The sequence below is a fragment of the uncultured Pontibacter sp. genome, assembly GCF_947495565.1.
In the GTDB taxonomy this organism is placed as follows: Bacteria; Bacteroidota; Bacteroidia; order Cytophagales; family Hymenobacteraceae; genus Pontibacter.
In genome coordinates, this window is sequence record NZ_CANLZM010000014.1 from 80,899 (window position 1) to 103,012 (window position 22,114).

At 44.9% G+C, this 22,114-nt stretch carries 24 protein-coding genes; 9 read left to right on the forward strand and 15 right to left on the reverse strand.

Annotated features, from left to right (window positions below; translation table 11 throughout):
• Positions 1 to 185: 185 nt before the first annotated feature.
• From Q1B04_RS16720 to Q1B04_RS16760, 9 genes are all read right to left on the reverse strand, one after another.
• Positions 186 to 833 carry a recombinase family protein gene (locus Q1B04_RS16720; RefSeq protein ID WP_299760893.1) on the reverse strand — a complete coding sequence of 216 codons (648 nt, stop codon included), beginning with the start codon at positions 831 to 833 and terminating at the stop codon, positions 186 to 188.
• Positions 820 to 1,161, reverse strand: coding sequence for a hypothetical protein (locus tag Q1B04_RS16725; protein ID WP_299760895.1), 342 nt, complete (start codon positions 1,159 to 1,161; stop codon positions 820 to 822). The genes Q1B04_RS16720 and Q1B04_RS16725 overlap by 14 nt, the downstream gene beginning before the upstream one ends.
• Before the next feature lie 183 nt (positions 1,162 to 1,344).
• Positions 1,345 to 1,749, reverse strand: coding sequence for a hypothetical protein (locus Q1B04_RS16730; RefSeq protein ID WP_299760897.1), 405 nt, complete (start codon positions 1,747 to 1,749; stop codon positions 1,345 to 1,347).
• A gap of 10 nt (positions 1,750 to 1,759) precedes the next feature.
• Positions 1,760 to 2,086: a hypothetical protein gene (locus Q1B04_RS16735; protein ID WP_299760898.1), complete on the reverse strand. Its 327-nt coding sequence runs from the start codon at positions 2,084 to 2,086 to the stop codon at positions 1,760 to 1,762.
• Positions 2,087 to 2,089: 3 nt separating this feature from the next.
• Positions 2,090 to 2,299 (reverse strand): hypothetical protein, encoded by a 210-nt coding sequence (locus Q1B04_RS16740; RefSeq protein WP_299760900.1) that lies wholly within the window; start codon positions 2,297 to 2,299, stop codon positions 2,090 to 2,092.
• Complete coding sequence (locus tag Q1B04_RS16745) at positions 2,296 to 3,867, reverse strand: primase-helicase family protein (RefSeq protein WP_299760902.1); 1,572 nt, start codon at positions 3,865 to 3,867, stop codon at positions 2,296 to 2,298. Before Q1B04_RS16745 ends, Q1B04_RS16740 begins: the two co-directional genes overlap by 4 nt.
• The gene (locus Q1B04_RS16750; protein ID WP_299760904.1) at positions 3,842 to 4,321 is read right to left on the reverse strand and encodes a hypothetical protein; all 480 of its coding nucleotides are present in this window, start codon (positions 4,319 to 4,321) and stop codon (positions 3,842 to 3,844) included. The genes Q1B04_RS16745 and Q1B04_RS16750 overlap by 26 nt, the downstream gene beginning before the upstream one ends.
• A 4-nt stretch (positions 4,322 to 4,325) precedes the next feature.
• Complete coding sequence (locus Q1B04_RS16755) at positions 4,326 to 4,589, reverse strand: hypothetical protein (RefSeq protein WP_299760906.1); 264 nt, start codon at positions 4,587 to 4,589, stop codon at positions 4,326 to 4,328.
• A 128-nt stretch (positions 4,590 to 4,717) separates the two neighbouring features.
• Positions 4,718 to 5,050: a hypothetical protein gene (locus tag Q1B04_RS16760; RefSeq protein WP_299760908.1), complete on the reverse strand. Its 333-nt coding sequence runs from the start codon at positions 5,048 to 5,050 to the stop codon at positions 4,718 to 4,720.
• Between the two features lie 224 nt (positions 5,051 to 5,274).
• On the opposite strand from Q1B04_RS16760, the gene Q1B04_RS16765 reads away from it, so the two are divergent.
• The 8 genes from Q1B04_RS16765 to Q1B04_RS16800 all read left to right on the forward strand — a co-directional run bounded on the left by Q1B04_RS16765 (position 5,275) and on the right by Q1B04_RS16800 (position 16,532).
• Positions 5,275 to 5,658: an XRE family transcriptional regulator gene (locus tag Q1B04_RS16765; RefSeq protein ID WP_299760910.1), complete on the forward strand. Its 384-nt coding sequence runs from the start codon at positions 5,275 to 5,277 to the stop codon at positions 5,656 to 5,658.
• 17 nt (positions 5,659 to 5,675) lie between these two features.
• Positions 5,676 to 6,020 (forward strand): hypothetical protein, encoded by a 345-nt coding sequence (locus Q1B04_RS16770; protein WP_299760912.1) that lies wholly within the window; start codon positions 5,676 to 5,678, stop codon positions 6,018 to 6,020.
• Positions 6,021 to 6,407: 387 nt separating this feature from the next.
• Positions 6,408 to 6,689: an Arm DNA-binding domain-containing protein gene (locus Q1B04_RS16775; RefSeq protein WP_299760914.1), complete on the forward strand. Its 282-nt coding sequence runs from the start codon at positions 6,408 to 6,410 to the stop codon at positions 6,687 to 6,689.
• A 24-nt stretch (positions 6,690 to 6,713) separates the two neighbouring features.
• Entirely contained in the window at positions 6,714 to 7,649 is a 936-nt protein-coding gene (locus Q1B04_RS16780) for a site-specific integrase (RefSeq protein ID WP_299760916.1), read from the forward strand.
• Positions 7,650 to 8,125: 476 nt separating this feature from the next.
• Complete coding sequence (locus tag Q1B04_RS16785) at positions 8,126 to 10,228, forward strand: ATP-dependent endonuclease (protein ID WP_299760918.1); 2,103 nt, start codon at positions 8,126 to 8,128, stop codon at positions 10,226 to 10,228.
• Positions 10,210 to 12,135 (forward strand): UvrD-helicase domain-containing protein, encoded by a 1,926-nt coding sequence (locus Q1B04_RS16790; protein ID WP_299760920.1) that lies wholly within the window; start codon positions 10,210 to 10,212, stop codon positions 12,133 to 12,135. The genes Q1B04_RS16785 and Q1B04_RS16790 overlap by 19 nt, the downstream gene beginning before the upstream one ends.
• 331 nt (positions 12,136 to 12,466) lie before the next feature.
• Positions 12,467 to 15,643 carry a TaqI-like C-terminal specificity domain-containing protein gene (locus Q1B04_RS16795; protein ID WP_299760922.1) on the forward strand — a complete coding sequence of 1,059 codons (3,177 nt, stop codon included), beginning with the start codon at positions 12,467 to 12,469 and terminating at the stop codon, positions 15,641 to 15,643.
• 457 nt (positions 15,644 to 16,100) lie between these two features.
• Entirely contained in the window at positions 16,101 to 16,532 is a 432-nt protein-coding gene (locus Q1B04_RS16800) for a helix-turn-helix transcriptional regulator (protein ID WP_299760924.1), read from the forward strand.
• A 91-nt stretch (positions 16,533 to 16,623) separates the two neighbouring features.
• Here the strand turns inward: Q1B04_RS16800 and Q1B04_RS16805 are convergent, their stop codons facing one another.
• The 6 genes from Q1B04_RS16805 to Q1B04_RS16830 all read right to left on the reverse strand — a co-directional run bounded on the left by Q1B04_RS16805 (position 16,624) and on the right by Q1B04_RS16830 (position 21,308).
• Complete coding sequence (locus tag Q1B04_RS16805; protein ID WP_299760926.1) at positions 16,624 to 17,151, reverse strand: hypothetical protein; 528 nt, start codon at positions 17,149 to 17,151, stop codon at positions 16,624 to 16,626.
• A complete protein-coding gene (locus tag Q1B04_RS16810) occupies positions 17,148 to 18,083 on the reverse strand; it encodes a relaxase/mobilization nuclease domain-containing protein (protein WP_299760928.1) in 936 nt (311 codons plus the stop codon). The genes Q1B04_RS16805 and Q1B04_RS16810 overlap by 4 nt, the downstream gene beginning before the upstream one ends.
• Positions 18,058 to 18,453 (reverse strand): plasmid mobilization relaxosome protein MobC, encoded by a 396-nt coding sequence (gene mobC, locus Q1B04_RS16815; protein ID WP_299760930.1) that lies wholly within the window; start codon positions 18,451 to 18,453, stop codon positions 18,058 to 18,060. The genes Q1B04_RS16810 and mobC overlap by 26 nt, the downstream gene beginning before the upstream one ends.
• A 107-nt stretch (positions 18,454 to 18,560) precedes the next feature.
• Positions 18,561 to 19,517, reverse strand: a complete 957-nt coding sequence (locus Q1B04_RS16820; protein WP_299760932.1) for a toprim domain-containing protein — start codon at positions 19,515 to 19,517, stop codon at positions 18,561 to 18,563.
• Between the two features lie 298 nt (positions 19,518 to 19,815).
• Complete coding sequence (locus Q1B04_RS16825; RefSeq protein WP_299760934.1) at positions 19,816 to 20,760, reverse strand: zincin-like metallopeptidase domain-containing protein; 945 nt, start codon at positions 20,758 to 20,760, stop codon at positions 19,816 to 19,818.
• A 77-nt stretch (positions 20,761 to 20,837) separates the two neighbouring features.
• Positions 20,838 to 21,308 (reverse strand): JAB domain-containing protein, encoded by a 471-nt coding sequence (locus Q1B04_RS16830; protein WP_299760936.1) that lies wholly within the window; start codon positions 21,306 to 21,308, stop codon positions 20,838 to 20,840.
• Positions 21,309 to 21,812: 504 nt separating this feature from the next.
• Between Q1B04_RS16830 and Q1B04_RS16835 the strand changes: the two genes are divergently transcribed.
• A complete protein-coding gene (locus Q1B04_RS16835; RefSeq protein WP_299760938.1) occupies positions 21,813 to 22,097 on the forward strand; it encodes a helix-turn-helix domain-containing protein in 285 nt (94 codons plus the stop codon).
• The last annotated feature ends 17 nt before the right edge of the window (positions 22,098 to 22,114 follow it).

Sequence of the window (22,114 nt, forward strand, 5' to 3'; positions counted from 1 at the left end):
ATTGTACTAATCCTTTGCTTCTAACCAATTGAAGAAAGTAAAAATACCGGCAGGCATGTGCAAACTATATAGCACAATGGTTGGCACCTTCACAAGTGGGGGCAGTAAACACTGCGGTATCACAACAAAAGCGGCGTTGCCACCAGGTGCAACGCCGCTTTTGTTATTGTAGAATTAAGTTTGATCTAGGTTTGATTCAGGATTGCTTTCTTTACTTTCTGTACCGTAACCTGGCTTACTTCGCAAATGGAGGCCACGTCACGAATGCTTTTGCTTTGGTTAAGGTGGTATACTACGTTCTTATACTTGTCTAGGAGCTGCTGCTCGTTGGTAGTGGTGCCTTTCTTCCTGCCCAGTGTTTTGCCCTGGCGTTTTGCTTCTGCCAGGCCGGAATGGATGCGCTGTATGATTGTTTCTCGCTCCCATTCGGCAAATTCCAGCATGATTGTGAAGAACAGCTTTGCTATTACATCGGTCTTGCCTTCAGGCGTAATGCTCTCGATGTTACGGTTCAGTATTACCACTGAAACCTGAAGCTCCCTGAGTTGATCCAGAACCTTCAGGCCTTCCAGTGTCTTGCGTCCCAGGCGAGAGATCTCAGTCACGAGCACCTTCTTGATGACTCCACTGCCTGCTAGGTCTAACAGCTCTTTTATAGCCTGCCGGTGTTCGTTTTTCTTGGCACCGCTCATTTTCTCAGCAATCACATCTATTATAGCATAGTTCTGTTTCTCACAATAAGCGGTAAGGTCTGATACTTGCCTGCTGTAGTCCTGGCCACCGGTTGAAACACGGACGAACAATGCTACAGGAATGCTCTTATCTGACGTCATAGCTGCTCAACTCTGTGTGGGTGATTCTTCCGTACCTGGTCCGGTAGCTTACCTGGTCACCGACCTGGTGCTGCTTGAAAGTATAGCTGGTGCACCGCACAACAGTGGGGCTGCCATCCGGCTTGCGAATCACCAACTCATAAATCGAAGCGTCATACGCTGGATCATTGGCTACCTCCTGAGCAAAGATGGAGCTGGAGTAGGTGTGAACGGTGCTGATCACCACGCCTCGGTGGTCTTTGGTATAGCTGAAGTTTGTCTCAGCAAACGAAAAACAAACAATGGCCAACGCAACAATGGCAACCAGTATTGATATAATCTTATCCATTAGAATTTAGTGATACATCCTGCCATTGCGATTGTAAGCAGGAGCTTTGATAGGAATTGTCTCATTTTTGGTGTGTTTACTGTACTATAAAAATCACCTGTTTTTCGTGATACACCTTTAGGTGATTTTTACCAGGCAAAACAGGCTCTAAAGCCGCTTTTTGCCTGGCGTTTTCAGTAGGGATTATTTTGATACACCCAGTGCCGGTTGACCATGGCCTTTTAGTATCGGGGCCAGTGATTTTTCCAGTTCAGCAATGCTATCGGATTTGAAGTGCAGATTAGTGAGGGTGTGTCTTACAAGCAACATGGTGTTGGGCCAGTTGATGCTGCCTTTGCTGTCGTAATGATCACAAATTACAACAAGCTCCTTTACTGCGTCAAGCTCAGTGTGTATGGTCATGCCTTCGCAGGCCTTCAGCAGTTGTGCAGACACTCCTTTAAGTTTCGCACCCTTTCCAGGGTGTTCAACTGTATCAGCTGCATTTTTATAATGAAAGCCTTTCATGGTAAGCTTCGCATCAATATTGGGAGTGAGCTCGAAATTCACTGAAGGGAAATACTTAGCTTTTGGTTTATTACTGGACATAGCTGTTTGATTATATGAATGGGTTGAAGTAAAATCTATGAATGTGCAACTCGTAGTCGGAGTCAACTTGGGTGTGGTATTTGGTTAAGCAGGAGGGGCAGCTCTGGCGATGAAAGTAAGATGCGGTTGCAACCACGAACGGATGGCCTATTTCAGTGAAGCCCAGGTTTTCCTTGCAGCCTGGCTTCACACACTGCCAATTAGCTCTAGCCAGTGCTAATCCTTCAAAAGTGGTGAACTCAATTTTAGTGACTGCTATTACTCCTGCGGCAATCAACTTGTCCCTGTGCCGCTCTGCTCTGCTAGCCTGTAGCTTGTTTAGAAACCTTCTGAGCATATCTTAGTCGTTTATGATTAAGGAGCTTTTGAACTGAAAATCTAAGCCAGCTTGTAAGCCAAACTCAAACCAGTGACTGCCGCTCCAACCCGCAGGGAGCTCTACCTGGTACTGCCCGTCAATCTCTGCCTCTATTGGATTCACTTTGATGCCGAACTTCTTTGCCGCTGCGTGTAACGGCTGCACTAACTCTGAATTGATTGTAATTGTCATGGGTTTGGGTTATTTGGTTTACTTCTGAAAATGATATAATCTGCGCCACCTCTTCTTACTTCGTCCTCTGTTTTGTTTATAGGCCTAAAACCTTCCGAATACTCTGCGTACATCCGCAGCCAGGAGGTGAAGTGGCGTTGTTTGAATTTTGGGGTATCGAAGTCAGGATAGCGCTCTATGAACTGTTTAAACAGTGCTTTTTTATCGTATTCTATGCCGAACTCTATCTTCAGGTCTTCCATGAATTCGATGAACTCAATGCTGGATTGGTCGAGTAACTTCCTGGCTTCCAGGTTAATGCTCTTGGTTTGGTACAGGCCTACCTTAAGGAAAACCGAGGTGCAGTACATCATAAAGTTGTCGTACCTGGCCCACTCTTCAGTATCCCAATCTGTGAAGAACCAGTGGCCGTACTCATCTTGGGGGCTTCGCTTATCGGAGAAGTAGTCTGAAAACTCAAACTCTACGGTTCTGTCTCGGGCTGATGATCCCTGAATTTTGATTGTCTTGTTAGTCGAGATAATCATCTTCAGTTTTACCGTGAATGGCTGGAGCCCTTTCTTGTTTACCTTGACACCCTCCGTTATGTCGTTGAACAGCAGTTCGATGTTGAAGTACTGGCGCACGTCGTTCAGGTGGACAATCTGCGTGTCTATGTTTACTTCCTGGTACTTGAACTGGTCACGCACCGGATCAAAGTCTTTGCCGTTGATCTCGGTATAGTTTCGCATGTGCCCCAAGCTTTTGCAGAACAGCGTTTTGCCCGTTCTTCCGTCAGCTACCTCGCTAATCTTGCTATCAGTGAGAATGGTGGCCTTCAGCTTATTCTCAGTGTAAGCATGAAGGTTGTAACCGATGATTGAGCAAAGGCTCTTAAAGCGCTCTTCATCCTCGCCACATACTTTGCCTATGAAATCCGCGAAAACGCCACAGCTCTTATAATCCTCAGCTTTTTCAAAGTCAATAAGCTTGAAGTTCCTACTAAGAATCTGATCCTTCCACAGGTAGCTTTGCAGTTTACTGTATTCGTTTATTTGCCATCCATCTTTGGTGCACACCACATACCCGTTGTTGTAATAGAAGAAGGCCTCAGTTTTTGAGTCCCTGTTAATCTCAATAAAGTGGTCGAGTACCATTCTGTTCAGCTTGTCAGCGGAAAAGTAGCTGCCCAGCGCTTTATAGAACTTGTTGGTGAGCATTTCAGCGTTTAGGCGCTCGTAGTCATTGTAATCAAGTCTGCCCAAGTGATTTATCACCTTATCAGTGATCTCGTTTACCGAAACTTCTGAAATCACCCTGTTTTCAATCATCACAAGTATAGACCTGCCTTTCTCAATATCGTATCTGGCAAATCCCAGGCTTTTGTAGAAGTTTATCAGCTTTACATAGTTTATGGTGATGTCCTTGAAATTGCCATCAGTATCAGTCTTCTCGGTAAAAAACCTAATGCTTTCTTCAAGCTCTATCAGTTCGTTTTCAGTCTCCTGGCTTGCTGGCTTCTCCTTTACAATAATCTCCTGATCTTTCGGCTTCTCCGGTAGTTTAATTGGCTTTCTCTCTATCGGCATGGTTATTCAGCTCTTCAGCCTCTTTTCGTTTTCTCATAACATATTTATAGTATCTGTCCACTTCGCGCTGGAATGCCTTGTCCGGTCTGAGCAACGTATTGTCATCCATCACTTCAGAAGCAGAGTCATGCACCTTACTTATCAGAACCATAAATTCTTCGGGGTCAACAGAGAGGTTGCGCATCTGAGTAAGCATCCGAATCATTAATCTGATTTCGTTCCCGAGCATCACCTTCTCCACCATCAGCTTCAGTTTCTCCAGCTCGTGTATTTCCATGATCTTCTCTACCTGGTTGTAGAAGTCTGTCAGGAAGTTGATCTCATCGTCCACAGCCTTGAGCCGGTAAGCCGGCGCACGGTCTGATTTGAGTTGAGCCAGGTACTTCTCCTTTTCATTAATCATCCTGATGTAGTCATCAGATTGAAGAAGCCAAGCCTTGCGCATCATATCCATAGGCTTAGTTGTTAAAAATTGCTAGCTGCAGGCTGTCTGCCAACTGCTGTAAATCAGACTGCTTTCTCTCCACAAGCACTTCTATCTTCCTCAGGCGCTCACAAGCCTGAGCATGTTGCCATCTGAGTGATTCGCGCTGCTTATACTCCTTGGCCATATCAATGCCGGATGTCAGTTCTTTTTGCTTCTGAAGCAGCTCTTTCTGCTCATTTTCCAGTTCTCTTATGTCCTGGCGTGTTAGCTTAATATTCTCGTATATATCGCTCATCTTTATCTAGCTCTTTGATTTTCTCATTGATTATGCCCCATCCGGTAGACCAGATAGGCTGTTTGTCGCGAAGAGAGGTTAGTTTCACTATATGGCGTGTAAGCAGAGGTTGCTGTGCGCCTTTACTCTTAGGCCCTTTTGGTAAGACCGATGGCATCGCTTACAGCTTCTTTTACATCCTTTGTAGTTTGTGACTTAAGCTGCTTCAGGCTTTTATTGGATGCCAGCTCATAGTTGCGCAGCTTATCGGTGGTAGTATTGAAAAAAGCGGCATAACACGCTAAGCGATCATCCTTTATGGACTTTGAGCTACCTTTTTCAATTGCACGGTCTTTTCTGAAGGTAGGGGCAGGGATGCCATATTCTTTGGTAACCATTTTTTCGATGGTGCTAATTGCCAGACCTCGCTCTGTTTCCATCAGCAACTTATTCAAGTTGTACTTGTACTCTTTTGTATTCATTTCCTAAGAATTTTTAAGTTTTATATATAGTGTTTTGCGCATGTTTGGCACTGTTTTAGTCTTCTGAACTCTATTCAAAGCCTTTGAAAAATTCATAGCACAAATGCCCCTTAAATTATCTATATTTATCAGGCATTTATCCGTTTTGGATAGGCAAATATGTACAGGTAATACATACTATCCAAATACTACATGTAAAATTTTTACATAAAAATTGTCATTAGATGCATATAGGTAAGAGAATCAAGGAGATAGTAGAAAAAAGCAGGATTACTAATAAGGAGCTGGCAGATAGGGTAGGGACTTCAGAAAATAATATTTATAAGATCTATAATAAAGAACACATCAGTACAGATGTCTTATTGAAAATAAGTAATGCTCTTAATATTGAGATCCATTCTTTTTTCGATTCTGAGGGAAGTGATCATAAGTCAGGAGTTGTACAACAAAGTGTGTCTGGAGGAAGCAGAAATGTACAGGTTGTTGGGACATATCAAGATTGTATGAATGAACTGATTGCAGCTCACCAAGTGATAATTGCTGAAAAGGAAAAGAATAGTCGTCTTCAGCAGGAAATTATCGAAATGTTGAAAGAACGGAAGAAGTAAAACGTAGTATACAGAGGATGAACGTAGAACAAGTCGTTGACCAAACCATGCCTGGTAACGGAGAGCTGGAGGCAGAAAAGGTAGTTAGTGTGATTGTTAAACTAACTAAGACGCACGATGCCTTTGTTAACATGTATCCTGAGCTTACGCTGCTAGTGGATGCAGTGGTGGGAGAGATTACAGTAATTGAGCCGGACGTTGAGGATTTGTTAATGCTACGCTTGCTGAACATCATTCATCATCTCAACATTAATGCAGAGAAGTCGGAGGTTTACAAAGAGCTTCGCAAGAACTTCCAGTCTGACTTATACCACCATATCAATAACAATTTGCCGGAGTACAAAGGGGAGTTTTACCTATAAGCTCGCGACACCACAGGCGACACTAGCCATTCAAAATAGCTCGCGACACTTCGCGACACCTTTCAAAAACGCTTAAATAAGGCTATTTGCCAGCATTTTCAAGGGGGCTGTACTGGTTCGAATCCCTTGCTCTCTGCCAAATACCTTATCAATTAGCATAAAAAGCCCTTAAATCAGCAATTTAAGGGCTTTTTTGTTTTTAGTCCTACCTGAATTTTACATTTTCTCTCCTTTCTGAGGTAGCAAATTCGGGTACCCGAAACGGTTCCGATTCCGGGTACCCGAATTGCTGTGTAACTAACTGGCCATTAATAAGATGTACAGTTATTTTACATCTTGTGGAGCCTTCATTTGATTGTTAGATTTAAGAATAAAAGGAGAAGCGAAATGGACACCAGAATCAGTATCCTGTTCTACGGCAGGAAAGCAAAGACCACCAGAGACAATCTTGTGCCGATTTACCTGCGCGTCACGCTACAGGGCCAGCGGCTGGAGCTAAGCACCCACCGCTACGTCTCGCCGGCACGATGGTCAGCCGAGGCTGGCAAAGTGAAGGGCAGCTCAGCAGAGGCCAGAAGCGTAAATGCTTATCTGGAAACCCTCAGAACAAAGGCATATGGCCACCACCGGGAGCTGCTCGAAGAAGGCAGGCCCGTGACAGTAGAGTAGTCGTTCAAGGAGAAGTGGTCGGGAGTGGAGGAGAAGCCAGTGCTACTGCTGGAGGTGTTCCGCATGCACAATGAGCAGATGAGCAAATTGGTGGGGAAGGACTATGCCCCGGGGACCATGGACCGCTACAGCACCTCCCTGCAGCACACACGGGACTTTATCAAGTGGAAGTTCGGCACGGAGGACATCGACGTGAAGAAGCTCTCCTATCAGTTTATCACCGACTACGAGTTCTGGTTCAAGACAGTCCGAAACTGTGCCCACAACACGACGATAAAGTACTTGGCCAACTTCAAGAAGGTTATTCACATCTGTCTCAAGAACGGCTGGCTGGAGCGCGACCCCTTCCTGGGCTTCAAGATGAGCAAGCGAGAGGTGGTGCGCGAGTGCCTCACCGAGGCCGAGCTGCAGCGGATGGCGGAAAAGGAGTTCGTCACCGACAGGCTGGGCCAAGTGCGGGACGTGTTCCTCTTTAGCTGCTACACCGGCCTTGCCTACGTGGACGTGCAGCAGCTCAAGCGCTCGGAGATCGGGGAGGGCATGAACGGGGAGCGGTGGATCTTCACCAAGAGGCAGAAGACCGAGACGCCCTCGCGGATCCCGCTCCTGCCGGTCCCCCTTGAGATTCTGGATCGCTACCAAGACCATCCGCAGTGCCTATACCAAGACAGGGTACTGCCGGTGCTAAGCAACCAGAAGATGAACGCTTATCTAAAGGAAATAGCCGACGTGTGCGGTATCCGCAAGCCGCTCACATTCCACATCGCCCGCCACACATTCGCCACCACAATTACGCTGAGCAACGGGGTGCCTATCGAGACGGTCAGCCGGATGCTGGGGCACCGCAACCTGAAGACCACGCAGCACTACGCCAAGATTCTGGACCAAAAGGTGAGCGATGACATGCAACAGCTACGGGGCAGGCTTGTGCTAAAGAGAGAAGCAGCTGACGAGCTATAGTCATTGTCTGATCACGACCTGTCTCAAACTCATCTCCAGTTTGTTTACTTGTAAAACGGCACCATTGAGGGACAGGATGGCGAACCCATACTCGCTTTCCTTATTCTAAATCCTAGAGGCATTTTCTCTAAAGCTAGCCTAGCATTTATGAAGATAAAATAGATAGTTTAATAGGCTACCTCCTTCTTACCTTTCGAAGTAACCAACTCATTATAAAAAGCAACAATTAATACTATCAAGTTGGTTGTATCTAAAAAATAATATATAACTATAAAATATTAAATTTATTCTCAATATCTTTAGAAAAGCATGTTTAAGAGCATATGCAACTCATGCATATAGCTTAAATAGAAGGGATAGGCATTTTAGTAATTAGTAGCCAATTAATAATACACATCACAGCATGGTGTTTTTCATAAATGAGGGCTAAAGAACTTATTTGAAACAAACTTATAATAAAGGGATATTGAGATTGTATGAAAATATTTAAAATTGAAATAGATAATTACCGATTATTAAAATGCTTTTCCATGGACTTGGAAAAGGACCTTTCCCTAGTTATTGGCAAAAACAATACTGGTAAAACATCTATTCTTTCTGTTCTTGATAAGTTTTTATGTAAACCTGATAAAAACAGATTTACTGTTGACGATTTTAATATTGACTTTAAGAATGAGCTCAAAGCTATAATCAATGCAGAAGAGGCTTTAACTGAAGAAGGCTATACACGCTTAGGAATAAGGCTCAAGCTTTTTATCGAATACACAGAAGCAGATAACTTGTCCAATATTAGTCGATTAATGATGGACCTAGATCCAGACAATAATTTTATTGTTCTCGGTTTTGAATATACAATGGACTTTGCTGGGTATTCACAGTTGAGAAAGGAGTACCGCGAGTATGAAGCTAAACAAAACAAAAAGAAGGAGGAAAAGCAGCAACAAAACCAGAACTACAAGATCAGCACTTTATTGGACTTCTTAAAATTGAATCACACAGATTATTTTAAGATAAGTAAACACTCATTGGGGTATGATTCGGCTACAAAAAAGGCAAATGAGAGCATATATATAGATTTAAATTCTGAAAAAATAAGCATTGCCGATATAATTAACTTCAAATACATAAGCGCCAAGAGAGATGTGACTAATAAAGATATTGATAAGACACTTTCAGGTCAAACATCACGGATATATAGGCGCACCGAGGCTAGTGATGAACAGAACATAGCCGTTGAAGATTTCAAAGACAAACTAAGTGAAACGGATTCTCATCTAAGTGGGATTTACAAGTCCCTTTTTAATAATATAGTAAAGAAAGTTAGGGATTTCGGCGGTGTAAAAATAAATGAATCTGAGATTGAAATTATCTCTACTCTTCAACACCGGGAACTACTTGAAGGAAACACTACTGTAGTTTACAAACATGATGCGGACAATCATCTACCCGAACACTACAATGGTTTGGGCTACATGAACCTCATCAGTATGATCTTTGAAATAGAGATCCTTGTACATGAGTTTGAACGGGAAAAAGAGAAAAGGCCTGCAGACATAAATTTACTATTTATAGAAGAACCGGAGGCACATACCCATCCTCAGATGCAATATGTTTTCATTAAGAACATAAAAAGACTGTTAGGTGAAGGCATTAAGCGGAAAGATGGAGAGCATAGGGACTTGCAATATATCATAAGCACTCATTCTGCTTGCATTGTTGCAGACAGTGATTTTGACGATATCAAGTATTTGAGAAAGGAGAATGAATGCGGAGTAATTGCTAAAAACTTGAAAGACTTGAAACAGGATTATGATGCCACAACTACTCAATATCAATTTCTGAAACAGTACCTAACTATCAGCCGGGCAGAAATATTCTTTGCTGACAAGGCAGTATTAATTGAAGGAGATACAGAACGCATACTTGTTCCAACACTTATGCGAAAGGTGGACATTGAAGAAGAAAAGAAGTATGCAGCATCAGTTGATCCTGATGCATACCTGCCATTGCTTTCTCAAAATATTTCTATTGTTGAAGTTGGAGCATATTCTCAAATTTTTGAAAAATTCATTGATTTCTTAGGGGTTAAAGCATTGATAATTACCGACCTTGACGCCGTTGATGATGAAGGGAAAAAGTGTAAAGTCGCTTTAGGCGTTGATTACTCTAATGAGGCAATTAGATCTTTCTTCGGTGACCCTTCTTTTAATAATCTCACGGGCTTTCTTCTTACAGACAAGATTTTCAGTAAAGTTGAAGGCTCTTGGGTGAACCAAGTAGATGGAAAGCTCTGTGTTGTGTATCAAACCAACGAGAACGGGTACAATGCTAGGAGCTTTGAGGATGCATTCATTAACATTAACAAAGAATATATAAAGAATAACAAAAGTAGCTTTAGAGGGCTTCAGCATAAATCACATTTTGATAATGGCCTCGGACCTTATGAATTGGCTGAAAAGTGTATAAAAAAGAAAACACATTTTGCCTTGGACATCCTCTTCCATAGCGATGCAGATTTCAGTAACTGGGAAATTCCCTCTTATATCAAAGAAGGTTTATTATGGTTAAAGAAAGATTAACATTAGAGCCAGAAGTACAGGAAATTTTCCAGTGCATTGATAGCAATTGTAATTTTTTATTAAGCGGAGGTGCGGGAAGCGGAAAAACTTTTTCTTTGGTCCAGGTTATCAGACAGGTAATTATCGAAAACCCAACTGCCAAAGTCGCTTGCATGACATATACTAATGCGGCAGTTAAAGAAATTGAAGATCGTGTAAACCATAAGAACCTAAATGTGTCTACTATTCACGACTTTTTATGGGATAATATCAAGCATTTCCAGAAGGAGCTAAAATCTGCCATTATTACATTAGCGAATGATGTAGAAGCTAAAATTTCTATCGATGAAGAAAGAGCTATTCCGGCCGATTATTTTAATAATCTTGAAAAAGGGGTTCAATACAAAGAGTACTTAAAACTCAAAGAAGGAATTATTTCTCATGAAGAATTATTGATCATAGCGAATTTCCTTTTCGAAAATCACCCAAAGCTTAGCTCTATCGTTCAAGATAAATTCCAGTTTATTTTCATTGACGAATACCAAGATACAAGCAAGTCAGTCGTTGCTATTTTCTTAAATCACTTCAAAAAAAGCCAGAAGAAAAACCTTATCGGGTTCTTTGGAGATGCCATGCAATCAATTTATGATGATGGTATTGGGAACCTAGATGAATACAAGGGAGATGCAGCAGATATGGTCCGTGAGGTCAAGAAAACACAAAATAGAAGAAGCCCCCTAAAAATAATTGAATTGGCTAACAGATTAAGAACGGATGGAATAGTACAGGAGCCTTCAATTGATGAGGGTGCACCGAACATGGTAGCTGGACAGGTAAAAGAAGGCAGCATTCTGTTTATTCATTCAAATAATGGTGATGTTGCAGCAGTAAAGCAGTACTTGACCCATAACCACAATTGGGATTTTAGCAATGCCAAGGAAACTAAAGAATTAAATCTTACCCATAACCTAATTGCTGATAAAGCTGGTTTCCGGACGCTGATGGATATTTATGATAGTGATCCAGTGATTGGGTTGAAGAATGATATCTTAAATAAAATAAAAAACAGCAATAAGAAAGGTTTACCTGAGATTGAGATAACCGAAGATGATAGTTTTGATACTGTTGTTAATAAACTTCAACTAAAGAATAAGCAAAGGCAACTCAAAAAGGAGTTACTGCTTCAAGATGACAAGAATGCCAAGCTTTATAATCAACTGAAAGACATGCCTTTCTCAGAAGTTAAAAAAATCTATATTTCTAAAGACGCCTTAATTGACGACAAAAAGCAAGATGAAAATGACGATAACAAAAAAGGGTCAAAACGTGACAGTTTGATAAAACACCTCTTTAAGATCCAAAATAATATCGTATTATACAAAACCGGGCGATACAACGAGTTTCTTAGAGTTACTGATTATAGATACAAAATTAACCAAGTTACAGATAAGCGGACTTTAAAAAATAATATTGAAAGTTTAGTCAATGTAGGTAATAAAACAATTGAGGAAGTAATCAATGATGCTCATGAAAGAGGTATTTGCCTAATAGATGATACATTAGAGAAGTTTATAGTAAAGAATGAGTACTTATATAATAGAGTAAAAGAAGTTCAATTTGACGAATTTCAAAAGTTGTATGACTACTTGGAAGGTAAAACTCCTTTCTCTACACAGCACAAAACTAAAGGAACAGAATTCAATAATGTACTTGTTGTTTTAGACAACGGGGGCTGGAATAACTACAACTTTGAAAATCTATTTCTAAACACAGGTACAGAAAGCGTTCTCAAAAGAACACAAAAAATATTTTATGTTTGCTGTACCCGGGCAAAAGAAAATTTGGTAGTTTTCTATCATAACCCTAGTAAGCAAGTGATAGTTTCTGCAATTGAGTGGTTTGGAGCTAAAAATATTGTAGCCATTTAAAAAGTAGATACTACTACATTGAGATAAATATTGGTTGCTATCTATAACATCAGTGCTACTCTCACTCCTATTGTATAAGGTTAAACCATGGGAGAGGAAAGAGCATGAGGCAAAAAAGGTAGAGGAGCAAAGTGTTTTATAATGACAACACGGCATTCTTCGTATTGGAGCAGCAAGAGTTCTCTTCAATGATGCTTGTACAACTGTATTCTCTGAACTTAACCTGCGCTTTATGAAGAGAACCTTGACCTGTGCAATTGAAAGTTAGCGTCAAATTATGCATAAAGCTAAGTTTGCTTTAACTTACTCTCCGTAAATCTATCCCTAGTCAATGACGCAACTGTACTCCCCAATATTCTCCAAAAAATATCTCAAAACGAAGGCCCAAAACTTCCATCTATCCCAGTTCCCGGACCTGTCAAAGAAGCGGGCACTCATCGAGAAATGGCAGAGTGGCATCAGAAGCGGAAAAATTTTAAAGCAAAAAGAAGAGGAACTACAGAGTGAATTCCTAAATAGTTTTTTTGGTGAGGTGCTTGAGTATGTGTACAGCCCAGATGCAACGAGGTGGAACTTAAGCAAAGAGCATAAATCAGACTCAGACAGTACAAAGGCTGACGGTGCATTGGGTTATTTCTGGATGTTCGGTAGTGAGCGTAAGGCAAATGTGAGGACTGTGATCGAGCTAAAGGACGCGCGAACTGACCTAGATAAGCCGCAGAACCGTCTCCACGACAAGCGCAGTCCCGTTGAGCAGGCCTTTAGCTATGTTCCGAAGGCTGGCGGCAATTGCCGCTGGGTACTGGTCAGCAACTTTCTGGAGATAAGGCTGTACCACCACTCCGACCAGAGCCGCTATGAGCAGTTCTATGTAATGCAGCTGCATGAGGAGGAAGAGCTGCTTCGCTTCCTGTTTCTGGTGCACAAGGACCGACTAATCCTAGAACACGGGGAGTCGCTAACAGAACAGCTTTACAGGGAGCGGCAGGCAGAGGAGCAGAAGATCACAAAGAACTTCTACAGTGACTATAAAAAGGCCCGCCTGGAATTGTTTCGGCATCTTCACAGCCAGAACCCAGAGGTACCAGAGCTAATAATATTCCAGAAAACGCAAAAGCTGCTTGACCGAGTGGTATTCGTGTGCTTCTGCGAAGATCTGACAATCATACCGCCGTACACTTTCCGTGGCTTGCTGAGAGCCGTAAAGGAGGACAAGTTTAACAGGCAGGACACCAAGATTTATGAGCGGGTGAAAGGCTTATTTCATGCCATAGATAAAGGCTATCCAGAGGAAGGAATAAACAAGTTTAACGGGGGGCTATTTGCTCCCGACGCGCTGCTTGACAACCTGCAAATTAAGGACAGTACGTTGGAGCATATCATCTCCCTGGAGAAGTACGATTTTGCCTCGGATCTGAATGTGAACATCCTAGGGCACATATTCGAGCAGAGCATCTCGGACATTGAGGAGACAAAGGCAGAAATAGCTGGACAGGACTTTGAAGCCAAAACCGGGAAAAGAAAGAAAGACGGCATATTTTACACTCCAGAGTACATTACCCGCTATATCGTGAAGGAGGCCGTGGGAGGATGGCTGCAGAACCAGCAACAGGAACTAGGCTTTGAGAAGCTGCCCGAGCTTACTGAGAGTGACTACGCCAGCATCAGGTTCGATGCAAAGAAGAAGCTGGTGACAAATAAGACGGTGGAGAAACACCTAAAAGCTTGGGACGCTTATCGGGAGGTCCTGCGCGACATCAAGGTGCTGGACCCAGCCTGCGGATCCGGCGCATTCCTGAACCAGGTGTTTGATTTTCTGTTTCAGGAGGGGCAGCGCGTGAACAAGGAGCTTGCCCGCTTGCGTGGCGGGCAGTTTGAGGCCTTTGACCTTGACAGGCACATCCTGAACAACAACATATTCGGTGTGGACCTGAACGAGGAGAGCGTTGAGATAACAAAGCTTAGCCTCTGGCTAAAAACTGCCAATAAAAGTAAGGAGCTCACAACACTTGATGCTAATATCAAGTGCGGTAATTCCTTGGTCTCTGATCCAGCAATTACTGGAGAGAAGGCCTTCGACTGGCAGCAGGAATTCCCTGATATCTTTAAGCTGGGCGGCTTTGATGTTATTGTGGGTAATCCTCCTTATGGAATACTGATCGGCAAAGAAGAACAGCGTCATTTCGTCGAGCATTTTCCGAATACCAAGTATAAGACAAACCTGTATGTGCTTTTTCTTGAGAGAATGTTTCAAATATTCGACAAAGGAGTGGTCCATTTCATTATCCCAAAGTCCCTCCTGTTTAACTCGTACTACGAAAGCATCCGAAGACACCTAATTGAGCATTCGGAGATAAACGAGATCTTCACTATAGCCGAAAAGGTGTTTGAGGATGCGGAAGTTGGCGGAAGCTTATTACTGCGATTCACGATAATGGAAAATCCTGATCCGAATAACGTGGTGCGATTAGCATCTGTCGAAACAACTGAGAACTTTATCACTTCCTTGGATATAAAGGAAAACAGTTTGCCGCAATCATTCTTCTTAAGTGTCCCTAATTGTGAAATATCAGTTGTGTCAGCAGATACCCAGTCGATACTGCAAAAGTTAAACAAGCTTAGCACCATAAAAGCCTATTACACTTTGAAGAACGGGCTGAACCCAGGAAACGTGAAACATATTTTGATATCTAAACATCCTGAGACAGATAAGCACAGACCCATTATCTGGGGAAAAGACATATCGAAATACAGGGTAGAATGGTCAGGCGAATACATTAACTACGACAATACTTTAGGAGACCGGATCAGCTTAGAGGAGATAAAGTCTAAGGATGGCATGAACAAGCAAAATCGCATTGATTTTGCCTTACGCACACCAGACTTATTTGAGCGGGAAAAGATTGTGATCAGAAAAACCGGGGACTCTCTTATAGCCTGTGTTGATAGAAGTAGTTATTACTTCGATACGCTGGTGCATGGCCTATACCAAGAAAAGGAGGAATTTGATCTCGATTATCTGGTGGCCCTGCTTAACTCAAGACCTGCTACACTGTTTTACCGCTTGTTACATGATATTAAGGGTAAGGCCTTTGCGAAGATTAGCTTGGATAACTTAGCTTCATTTCCAATACCAGAAGGAACTCCAACAGAAAGAGAGCTATTAGCCACAAAAGCAAGAAGTGTAGCGAAACTAACCCAAGAACTGTTCACGCTATCTCAGAAGTTTCTAAAGCTGCTCTCCAGTGAACTAGGTGTTAGCAAGCCTACTAAGAAGCTAGAGAAATGGTATGAATTGAATTGGGAGGACCTTACCAAAGAACTAGGTAAATCGAAGGTTAGGTTGAGCCTGCCTCAAAAAGCTGATTGGCTTTCCTATTTCGAGGTGCAGCAAAAAGCTGCTGCTCAAATACAGCAACAACGTCAACGTTTAGATGATGAGATAAATCAGACGGTCTTTCAACTCTATGGGCTCACAGTTGAAGAAATTGATCTGATAAGCAAATAGTCTCAAGTACTACCTGCTTAACATAAGGTTACTTTTGAGCTTGATTTAGCACTTCACGGACTGACAAAATCAAGCTTCTGTAATTAGCCTGTTGGAAAATTTTTGGAAGAAAGATCAGACGATATTCTTGCTAACTTCGGACGCCTCACATAGAGGCACATAAGCCAAATGAATGAAATCACGTTTTGAAGGTAGATCTCAATTATATCTAGAAGATTTGAGACTTTCTCTATATTTGCTAAGTGAATTTTCCTTTAGAGCGAACAAACATAGCATTGATTTTTAAGAAAGTTTTCACCTTTCAAAAGTGAAGTATCATATAAGGACTGGTTTTCAATCTTTATATTACGTCTTAAAGGAGAGATATCTAAATAGGTGTTGTTTAATACAGGCAAGTTCTTGTTATAAACATAATTACATCACTTGCTTGAGTACTTTATTTTAAGTATATTAATGTATGGAAATAGCAGAAAGAAAACGACCGATCCACTTAGGCGACCATGTGAGAAGAATGCGAACCGCATTGGGAGTAAAGCAGGCTACGCTTGCAACGGAACTAGGTACTACGCAGCAGAATATCTCTCGTATTGAGCAAGAGGAGGATGTGGATGATGTTACATTAGGAAAGATTGCGAGTGCTTTAGGTGTATCTGCTGAGGCAATAAAAAACATCCCGGAGGATGGGCACGTTTTTATTCAAACCTTACATGATAACTCTGTCGGTAATGCCTCGAACTCAGGAAGTGGTCCTGCAGGAAGCTTTTCTCAATGCACCTTTAATCCTCTAGACAAGATTATGGAACTGTTGGATGAGAACAGAAAGCTTTATGAGCGCTTGCTTGCAAGTGAGCGGGAGAAAATTGAAATTTTGAAGCAACAGAAGGGCTAATAGTTAGTCGAGCAGTGCGTAAAGTGGCCGGGTTATAAGCCACTTCATGCTGCTGATTTTTATTTTCTGTTTGAGTACTCGCTGTCTACTATCACTGCGGAGTAGAGACTTGAACTTCCAAAAGTCTGACTTTCTGCTCAGCCTCCTCTGGATTACTATAATATACTGAATCTGCCCATATAGCCGCTTCTTGGAAAGTCTGTCGAATCATCCTATACTTGATATCGGTCTCCTCCAACATGCCGTTCTCCCGGAAAAGGCTGAAGCACATTCCAACTGAAACTGCAGCTGTTAGCAAGCATAGGATTCCCCCGATCACAAAGCCCCGTGACCTGTCCTCAAAATGGTGGTGGTGCCGGACGGGCAGCACCTTAGGCAGTTTGGTAACCGTCTCCTGAATTGAAGCGATTAGGGCATAAATTTGAAGGGCCTGCACGCTTAGGTCATGCCGCTTGAGGAGTGTTTTCAGCTCTTTAAATTGGCTGCTGCAATCAGGTGCTTGGGCAATCTGTGGCGGATTCAGTGCAGGCTTCTCTTCGAGCTTTTCCAGCCGCTTGCCTTGCAGGGCCAGCACGCGTTCCATATCTAGGAGGCGTTCCTCCAGTTCTTCCTGTTTCATAAGCGAATTCTCTTTTTCTTTCTGCGTTTCTTTTTCTTGAAGTGGTGGTCATTCGCGTCTGCTGTCTGCCCTGTGGTGGGAGAAAGCAAGCCCTCACGCGGGTCAGGTATTAATTCTCTACCATTGGAAGTGCAAGAGAAGGATGAGCCTGTTTGACCATGTGTACTGTGTTGCTTGGAGCCAAATGGCATCAACTGCGCCTGCTGCCTGTGCTGCTCCAGCTGTTTGCTGATGGCCCCGTAGCTTAGGCTTCTGTCGATACTGGATCCCTTAAAACTGAGCTCGCCCAGGCGGAAGCTTATTCCCTGCACCTGTTCCGTTCCCCTCTTGTACTTGTAGTCGATGGAAATGCCTTTGCCTCGGAGCAGGCTTTCCAGTTCCTGCCAAGTATTAACCTTTGAAAGCACCTGCCGGATCGCGTCGTGCAGTTCGTACTTAGCTTTGTCGGCTCCCTTTAGGCGGTGGCGGTTCACCTGCCCTTTGCCCGGGGCCAGATAGTAGCCGTGCCTCTCAGTCAGTTCCCGGCATACCTTCGCGTTGCGCCGGCGCTGGAATTTGTCCGTGATCGTCTTACCTTCATAGCTGACGCGGTTGTAGACAATGTGCACGTGCGGGTGCTCCCGGTCCCGGTGGAGGACAATTAGGTACTGCGTGTTCTGAATCTGCATCTTCTCCATGTACTCCCTTGCCCGCTGTGCCATTGCCTGAGGACTCAGTTTTGCCTTGTCCTGCACGCTCCAGTTCAGGGCGATGTGCCCCACGGCCTTTTCCAGCTCCGGGTTTAGCTTGCGCTGCAGGTTGAAGTCGGCCACCATAGAAGCGACAGTGTCCGTGCGGATGCCGTCCGAATCCAGTACTGTGGCTTCTGACTTCAGAACTACATAGCGCACGCAGCCTGAGAAGCTCTTACCTGTCATCACCTTTCCGATCATCCTTGCCGATTTGCTGAAGTGTGTGGTTGATCTCGTCGAGCGCCTGGCGGCACTTGCCCTGCACCGACAGCAGCCCTTCGCGGTGCGCTAGTCTAGTCAGTTGGTTGAGGTTGTTCGAGAGCCCCGAGAGCATGCGCAGCAAGGCCGCCTCCTCTGGTCGGAAACGTGCTACGACCACCGCTTTCTTCGCCGCTGCCCTAAACCAGGCCGAGACGCTCAGACCCGCCTCCCGGGCCTTGCCTGTGATGAGCAGCCGCTCCGTGTCTGTCACGCGCACCACCAGGGTATGGCTCCGCTTCACCCGCTTGTTGGGGCGGCCGCCCTTCTTTCTCTCGTGGCTTTGCTGCAGCTGTGCTGTCTCTTTTTCCATACTCTTGTTGCTTCACTTTGTAAAAAGAATCCCCTGCTGCGACCACCGGGAGCAGAGGGGCCGGTAAGAGTTTTTGTATGACAAAAACACAAACTTGCTCCCTGCTCTTAAATGCTCTTCCTCATAGCCCCTTTCCAAGCGTCAAGTCCCTGCAGCAACCGTTTCGCCTGCCGGGGCTTGGCCACCAGCAACTCATTCACATCCTTGTAATTTTGGTAGGTGGAGGAGAGGTCTCGGCATTTCAGTTCTGATCGGAGAAGTCGCTCACTCGCCATTCTGCCCGCCTGATCATTATCTAGGAGGAGAAGCACCTGTCGGTGCTGGCCGATTACATCCATACTCTTTCTTAGCTGGGCAAGTGAGTTGAGGACAAGGAAGCTTGCGCTGGCTTTGAGGTTTGGTTGAAGCTCGAGGAGGGATAGGAAATCCATGAATCCCTCGAGGAGGCAGACCGTGCCGGCGCCCCGATCGATATAGGTGATGTCCTTGGGGGAGGAGGAGCCCTTGAACCAACTGTTGCGCAGCTCATAGCCGCCAGAGCGATTGGCAAACCCAACCGCTTCATACTGCTTGGTGCCGATGGAGAAGCTGACCGCTTGGCAGAAGGGGGCAGCCGTTTGCAGTCTAATGCCGCGCTGCTTCAGGTAGTTTGTCAGTTGGGTATTATCCTCCAAGGGCTTTGCCTCCAGTATTTTGATGCCGGTGGAGGGTGCTGGTGTGACAGCCGGAGCTTCCCGCTTAGCTTTTTTTCCAAGCGGTTGCATGCCTAGGGTAGCTGTTGCCGCTGAAGCTATAGTCTGCCCGGAGAGGAGCTGGATGACCTCTTGGATGGTGGCAGTGCGGTGCAGGCGCATGGCCAAGTCGAAGATTTTGCCGCCCTCGCCGCTGCCGTGGTCGTACCAGCGGTTCAGCCGCGTATTGACCTTGAAGGAGGGGGTGCGCTCGGCCATGCGTGCCGGGGAGATGTACCACCAGTCACAGCCCCTTTTGTAGGCTGGCTGTATGCCTTGGTTTGTCAGAAAATCGGTGATGGCGATTTCGCTGTTGATCTGTTGAATGTTCATCGTTTCTTGTTTTTTGCAGGTGTGAAGGCACTTTCGTTGTGTAGCTGCTGCGCTGTGGAGAGCATGGCAGCCTGAGAAAGTCTACATTGTTTCATGTTGTTGATTCCTTTTAAAGGTCGAGGAGCAACACTAAATTTTTTCACAAGGTGATATCCAGTTGGGAAAAATTTATACAAGCGCATTTAAGTTGAGATGAGCCGATTGAATATGTTATTCAGCTCATTTCTATTGTTTATTTGAGCCGAATCAGTGTTATGTAGAAGGGCCATCCGCTTTACCAGACAGCCCTTCGCTTTCCCTAAGCTGCCTGCTTATCTGCAAGTGATGCTCCTTTGTCGGATTCGGCTTTCTGGTCCAAGATATAGCTGGCGGCTTTGAAGGCCTTGGTGCCGGCGTAGATAATCATTGTCTTGTCTTCCCGGAGCCGGCTGATCCAGCCCTGCAGGTAAGCCACTGAATTTTGAAAAACTGCCTCCCGTATGCCGGTGAAGGCGCAGAGGAAACTGGCGCCCATCTCAGCCACAAGCTCCTCTTTGCTGTAGGCCTCATCCCCGAACCGGCTGACCTTATCCTCCTCTGTGAAGCGGTTGAGACGAGTGTGGTGGCCCGTGGCGTGGATGAGCTCGTGGAAGAGCGTGGCGTGATATGCCTCGGGGGAGAGGAAGCGGTTGGGGTCCGGCATCTGCACCATGTCCTTGGCTGGCGCGTAGTAAGCCTGCGTGCCGCCGTGCAGGACCTTCGGGCTAGGCTGGGGGAAGCTGTCCACCACGTGTTGGCAGGCTTCGAGTATTTGTGGCCCGGACCGTTCTGGCATGCTGGGCAGGTGGAAGTCTACACCCTCCACTTGATCGATGTTGAACAGGGTCCACAGAAATGGAATGAACCTTTTGTAGGGGCGGTCTTTCCCCTCGGCTGCTAAATTTATTGGTTGCTCCCTCTCTTTCGCCTCATAGAGCTTCCTGTAGACGATGGGGGTGCCTTTCTGGCCCTTCCGCACGCGGCCGCCCATCTCTTGCGCTTGCTTAAAAGTGATAAAGAAGGGCGCTGCATAATTGTTTTTCTCAGTGACATGTTGGAGGTAGAAGGCGTTGAATCCCTCATAGGGACGGCCGGAGGCGTAGTTCTTGGGAAGCCCGTACGAGCTCCATGGCTTTTGCCAGATGGCTTTTCCTTGCTGCAGTTCAGCAATGATTTCGTTTGTCACCTGCTCGGCTAGGTGGTTGAATTTCTGATAGGCGTTCATAATGGTCAATTTTAAAGTGATGAAAACAAATGGAAGGGTAGGAGGGCCGTGAACGGCCCCTGCAAAAGAGAGAGGGGCTACAGGAGCCCCTCGTCTGCTAGGGAGTAATACCCCTCGCTGGTGAGGATGATGTGATCGAGGACGGCGATGTCAAGCAATTCCCCACCCTGCTTCATTTTCTTGGTCAGCTGCAGGTCGGCCGCGCTGGGCTTTAGATTGCCCGAGGGGTGGTTGTGGGAGAGGATGATGCCGGAGGCGCAGGCCTTGAGGGCTGCCGCGAAGATGAGCTTGGGATCGGCCACGGTGCCGCCCACGCCGCCCGTGGAGACCTCGTAGATGCCCAGCACCCGGTTGGCCCGGCTCAGGAGCAGGACCTTGAACTGCTCGACGAACTCCAGTCTGCCCGGGTCCCAGCTGGCTTTGAGCACTTGGTAGCTGTCGGTGGAAGAGGTGACCTGCGGTCTTTCGGAGGGTTTTACCTTGTTGCGGTAGGAGAGCTTGATCTCGGCTACTCTGGCGAAGGCGGAGGTTTGAACGGTCTTTTCCATAATCTCTTGTCTTTAAGTGTGAGGAAATTGATTATGGTGCCCCGTCTGCCTTCGGAGCCGGACTAAAGGCAAGGTGGAGCCAAAGAAAATGCGGAGGGTCCGCCGCAGGTGGATACCCATTTTGTTTGGACTACCTTGTTCCTGTGTCCGGACCGCAAGGCTACCTTAGCGCCAAACCAAGTGACGTTGGATATTGTCTTATGAATGGCTTTAAGAGTGGGATTTATAGGAAAGCTATTGCTCTTTTGACTCCTGATGATAACGATGCCCCCTTAGCCAATGGGGATAGGTTTTACATGTATCGGCCTTGGGTGTAAAATGAGTTTTAAACTTCTGGGAAAAAGCCGGATACGTCCTGATTTAGGCTAAAATGATAAAATTTTAAATACACTTGGAGCGTGTTTTCTTGGCTTTCAGCTAAAAAAAATCACAAGTAAGGTTCATCTTGTGAAAAGAAAGGAAGATAATAGGGCATCTTTCATCTGTAACCAAACAAGATAAACGATGGCTGTAGAAATTATCACCAAACAAGACTTACTGGCTTTCCACAGGCAGCTACTAGAGGATCTATCTAAGTTAATTGGTAAACAGCAAGCCGAGGCGCCTAAGCAGGTGCTTAAGTCCGCCGAGGTGCGGCGTCTGCTTCAGATTTCCCCCTCCACGCTGCAGAAGCTGCGGGTAGAGGGCACGTTGCCCTTCATCAAGGTGGGAGGCACGCACTACTATCGTCAGGAGGATATCACTAGGCTCCTGAATGGAAAGGGACGCGAGCATAATCTCGGATTTTAGCTATAGGACTTTTACAA

Coding starts and splice junctions, on each gene's coding strand:
- Q1B04_RS16790 (WP_299760920.1), top strand. CDS start 10,210: ATGGTTAAAGAAAGATTAACATTAGAGCCAGAAGTACAGGAAATTTTC.
- Q1B04_RS16820 (WP_299760932.1), bottom strand. CDS start 19,517: ATGAACATTCAACAGATCAACAGCGAAATCGCCATCACCGATTTTCTG.
- Q1B04_RS16760 (WP_299760908.1), bottom strand. CDS start 5,050: ATGAATACAAAAGAGTACAAGTACAACTTGAATAAGTTGCTGATGGAA.
- Q1B04_RS16805 (WP_299760926.1), bottom strand. CDS start 17,151: ATGAAACAGGAAGAACTGGAGGAACGCCTCCTAGATATGGAACGCGTG.
- Q1B04_RS16750 (WP_299760904.1), bottom strand. CDS start 4,321: ATGGATATGATGCGCAAGGCTTGGCTTCTTCAATCTGATGACTACATC.
- Q1B04_RS16830 (WP_299760936.1), bottom strand. CDS start 21,308: ATGGAAAAGACCGTTCAAACCTCCGCCTTCGCCAGAGTAGCCGAGATC.
- Q1B04_RS16720 (WP_299760893.1), bottom strand. CDS start 833: ATGACGTCAGATAAGAGCATTCCTGTAGCATTGTTCGTCCGTGTTTCA.
- Q1B04_RS16740 (WP_299760900.1), bottom strand. CDS start 2,299: ATGACAATTACAATCAATTCAGAGTTAGTGCAGCCGTTACACGCAGCG.
- Q1B04_RS16745 (WP_299760902.1), bottom strand. CDS start 3,867: ATGCCGATAGAGAGAAAGCCAATTAAACTACCGGAGAAGCCGAAAGAT.
- Q1B04_RS16800 (WP_299760924.1), top strand. CDS start 16,101: ATGGAAATAGCAGAAAGAAAACGACCGATCCACTTAGGCGACCATGTG.
- Q1B04_RS16770 (WP_299760912.1), top strand. CDS start 5,676: ATGAACGTAGAACAAGTCGTTGACCAAACCATGCCTGGTAACGGAGAG.
- Q1B04_RS16765 (WP_299760910.1), top strand. CDS start 5,275: ATGCATATAGGTAAGAGAATCAAGGAGATAGTAGAAAAAAGCAGGATT.
- Q1B04_RS16810 (WP_299760928.1), bottom strand. CDS start 18,083: ATGATCGGAAAGGTGATGACAGGTAAGAGCTTCTCAGGCTGCGTGCGC.
- Q1B04_RS16795 (WP_299760922.1), top strand. CDS start 12,467: ATGACGCAACTGTACTCCCCAATATTCTCCAAAAAATATCTCAAAACG.
- mobC (WP_299760930.1), bottom strand. CDS start 18,453: ATGGAAAAAGAGACAGCACAGCTGCAGCAAAGCCACGAGAGAAAGAAG.
- Q1B04_RS16755 (WP_299760906.1), bottom strand. CDS start 4,589: ATGAGCGATATATACGAGAATATTAAGCTAACACGCCAGGACATAAGA.
- Q1B04_RS16725 (WP_299760895.1), bottom strand. CDS start 1,161: ATGGATAAGATTATATCAATACTGGTTGCCATTGTTGCGTTGGCCATT.
- Q1B04_RS16730 (WP_299760897.1), bottom strand. CDS start 1,749: ATGTCCAGTAATAAACCAAAAGCTAAGTATTTCCCTTCAGTGAATTTC.
- Q1B04_RS16825 (WP_299760934.1), bottom strand. CDS start 20,760: ATGAACGCCTATCAGAAATTCAACCACCTAGCCGAGCAGGTGACAAAC.
- Q1B04_RS16775 (WP_299760914.1), top strand. CDS start 6,408: ATGGACACCAGAATCAGTATCCTGTTCTACGGCAGGAAAGCAAAGACC.
- Q1B04_RS16735 (WP_299760898.1), bottom strand. CDS start 2,086: ATGCTCAGAAGGTTTCTAAACAAGCTACAGGCTAGCAGAGCAGAGCGG.
- Q1B04_RS16835 (WP_299760938.1), top strand. CDS start 21,813: ATGGCTGTAGAAATTATCACCAAACAAGACTTACTGGCTTTCCACAGG.
- Q1B04_RS16785 (WP_299760918.1), top strand. CDS start 8,126: ATGAAAATATTTAAAATTGAAATAGATAATTACCGATTATTAAAATGC.